A 223-nucleotide genomic window follows, 5' to 3' on the forward strand; every position below is an offset into this window, starting at 1 on the left:
CTTTTATTTAATGAATGCCGTTCATCAGCTAGCGACTTAGGATTAACGATTACATCTCGCTTAAAATTAGTTATTCCAGAATCGGATACATCACAGCAACAGCAAAGTGAAACGCAACGTCGCTTTGGTGATCGTATATGAATTGGATAATAGAACGGGTTTTTGCCTACTGTGATGCAATTGTAAGTGGAAAAATAAAAAATTGTAAAAAACATAAATGGGC

Annotated in this window: 1 pseudogene; it reads left to right on the forward strand. The window is 35.4% G+C overall.

What is annotated here, in order from left to right:
* A pseudogene (locus MR058_RS23915) lies at window positions 1–141 on the forward strand (P27 family phage terminase small subunit); the annotation flags it as partial.
* Between the last annotated feature and the right edge of the window lie 82 nt (window positions 142–223).

It is taken from the genome of Bacillus cereus group sp. BfR-BA-01430 (assembly GCF_022663115.1).
In the GTDB taxonomy this organism is placed as follows: Bacteria; Bacillota; Bacilli; order Bacillales; family Bacillaceae_G; genus Bacillus_A; species Bacillus_A cereus_BD.